The organism is Sphingomonas sp. ABOLH, assembly GCF_003951715.1.
GTDB lineage: Bacteria > Pseudomonadota > Alphaproteobacteria > Sphingomonadales > Sphingomonadaceae > Sphingomonas > Sphingomonas hankookensis_A.
Map to the genome: position 1 here is coordinate 1 of NZ_QQWV01000092.1, position 2481 is coordinate 2481.

Annotated in this window: 3 protein-coding genes; all 3 read left to right on the forward strand. The window is 68.8% G+C overall.

Features of this window, described 5'->3' with window-relative positions:
• Positions 1 to 140: 140 nt before the first annotated feature.
• Genes CA237_RS19265 through CA237_RS19275 form a run of 3 tightly spaced genes read left to right on the forward strand, consistent with a single transcriptional unit; the run spans position 141 to position 2456 of the window.
• Positions 141 to 497 carry a transposase gene (locus tag CA237_RS19265; protein ID WP_086011137.1) on the forward strand — a complete coding sequence of 119 codons (357 nt, stop codon included), beginning with the start codon at positions 141 to 143 and terminating at the stop codon, positions 495 to 497.
• A complete protein-coding gene (gene tnpB / locus CA237_RS19270; protein WP_025292355.1) occupies positions 494 to 841 on the forward strand; it encodes an IS66 family insertion sequence element accessory protein TnpB in 348 nt (115 codons plus the stop codon). Before CA237_RS19265 ends, tnpB begins: the two co-directional genes overlap by 4 nt.
• A 55-nt stretch (positions 842 to 896) precedes the next feature.
• Entirely contained in the window at positions 897 to 2456 is a 1560-nt protein-coding gene (locus tag CA237_RS19275) for an IS66 family transposase (protein WP_025292356.1), read from the forward strand.
• Positions 2457 to 2481 lie beyond the last annotated feature (25 nt).

Below are 2481 nucleotides of genomic sequence, written 5' to 3' on the forward strand. Positions count from 1 at the left end.
GTAAGCGTGGCCTGAGGGCCGCCTTGCCCGTTTGGCCGTAGCCGGGATGCTTATCGTCTTTGACGAGGGCGCGGGCGGTGCGGGAAGTTTTCGGTTCTGAGACTGGTCGTACGAGCGCTCGTACGACTGGTCGTGTGGAGGTGGTCGGCCGGGTATCGGGCCGACGGAGCTGGTCGGACGCGGAGAAGCTGGAGATCCTGGCCGAGGCGTTCCGGCCGGGCGTGCGGGTCCGTGATGTCATCGCCCGGCGCGAGGTGTCGAGCAGCCTGATCTATACGTGGCGCAAGCAGGCGCGGCTGGGCAAGCTGGGCGGGGTCGCGCCTGCGCTGCCGGCATTCGCCGAGGTGCGCGTGGCCGATGTCGCCGCACCTGCGCCGCAGCCGGCGACATCCACGTCTGGCCTCATCTGCATCGAATTTCCGGGTGGCGTCCGAGTGAGCGTGGACGGGTCGGTGGACGCCGGCGCGCTGGCGCGAGTGTTGTCGGTGCTGCGTTGAGCCCCACGCCGTTGCCGACGCGGGTGTTCCTGGCGTGTGGCGTCACCGACATGCGCAAAGGGTTCGATGGCCTGGCGGTACTGGTGCAGCAGGTGCTGGCCCAGAACCCGCACTCGGGCGCGTTGTTCGCGTTCCGGGGCAAGCGGGGTCATCTGGTCAAGCTGCTGTGGTTCGATGGGCAAGGCCTGTGCCTGTTCTCCAAGCGGCTCGACCGGGGTCGGTTCGTCTGGCCGGTGACCGCGACGGGCACGGTGACGCTGACGCCGGCACAATTGTCGATGCTGCTGGAGGGCATCGACTGGCGTCGCCCAGAGCGGACGTTCACGCCGACGCTGGCGGGGTGAAAACGGCGGTTTTGCGACGCTTTTTCTCGCCCGTCGATGCGTGATCTGTTATGAAATGCGGGTGCTGGAAGCGCCTGTTTCCCCTGCTGATGCCACCGCGCGGATCGCCGCGCTGGAGGCATCGCTCGCCCGGGCGAATGCCGCGCTCGCCGCCCGCGATCTGCTCATCGACACGTTGCGCGGGCAGATCGCCCGACTGCGGCGGATGCAGTTCGGTGCCTCCTCCGAGAAGTTGGGCCGCGAGATCGAACAGCTCGAGCTGGCGCTGGAAGAGCTGGAAACGGAGCGGGATGTTTCCGAAGTCGAGACTGCGGCGCCTGGAGTAGCGCCGCGCCTGGCACCGGTCCGCAGTCTGCCGGAGCATCTGCCGCGCGAGGAGGTCGTCCACGAGCCGGCGTCCGGTATCTGCACCTGCCCGGACTGCGGTGGTGCGCTGCGCCGGCTGGGCGTGGACGCGCACGAGATGCTCGACATCGTGCCGGTGCGCTGGCGGGTCGTGCGCAACGTCCGCCCCAAATACAGCTGCCGGTCTTGCGAGAAGATCGTCCAGGCACCCGCGCCGGTCAGCGCTGTGGCGCGGGGCAAGGCGACCTTCGCGACGCTGGCGCACGTCGTCGTCTCCAAGTTCGACCACCATCTGCCGTTGTACCGCCAGGCCGAGATGATGGCCGCGCAGGGGCTCGAGATCGACCGCTCGACGCTCGCGGGCTGGGCCGGGCAAGCTGCAGCACTGCTCGACCCGGTGGTCAGCCGTATCCGTGACGAGGTGCTCAAGGCCGACAAGATCCACGCCGACGACACGCCGGTGCCGGTGCTCGACCCCGGCCGTGGCAAGACCGCGACCGGGCGGCTGTGGGTGTACGCCGCCGACGACCAGGCGTCCGGCAGCACGACACCGCCCGCAACATGGTATCGCTTCACGCCCGACCGCACCGCGGCGCACCCGCAGGCGCATCTCGCCGGCTTTCGCGGCTTTCTCCAGGCCGATGCCTATGCGGGCTATGACGCCCTGTACCGCGGTGGCGTCACAGAGGTGGCATGCTGGGCACACTTCCGGCGCAAGGTGTTCGACCTGCACGAGCGCCTCTCCACGCCGCTGACCACCGATATCCTGGAGCGCATCGGCGCGCTCTATGCCGTCGAGGCGGAGGTGCGTGGTCAGCCGCCGGATGTACGCCGTCGAGCGCGACAGGAACGAAGCCAGTCGCTGGTCGACGCCTTGCGCGAGGTGCTCGACGCTGCCCTTCGCCGCCTGTCGCCCAAGTCCGACATGGCCAAAGCCATCGCCTATGGCACCAAACGCTGGCCGGCGCTGTGCCGCTTCCTGGGTGACGGGCGTCTGGAGATCGACAACAACATCGCGGAGCGGGCCCTGCGCGGCGTCGCCGTGGGAAGGCGCAACTGGCTGTTCGCGGGTTCGCGCGCAGGCGGCGAGCGAGCCGCCGCCATCTACACCGTCATCCAGACCTGCAAGGCCAACGGCGTCGACCCGCAGGCCTATATCGCCGATGTCATCGCCAGGGTCGCCGGCGACTGGCCCGCCACCCGCTGGGACGAGCTGATGCCGTGGAACTGGGTGCCCCAGACAGATCAGCCAACAGCCCAAGCCGCATAAACTGCGGTCCTCACGCCACGCTTAC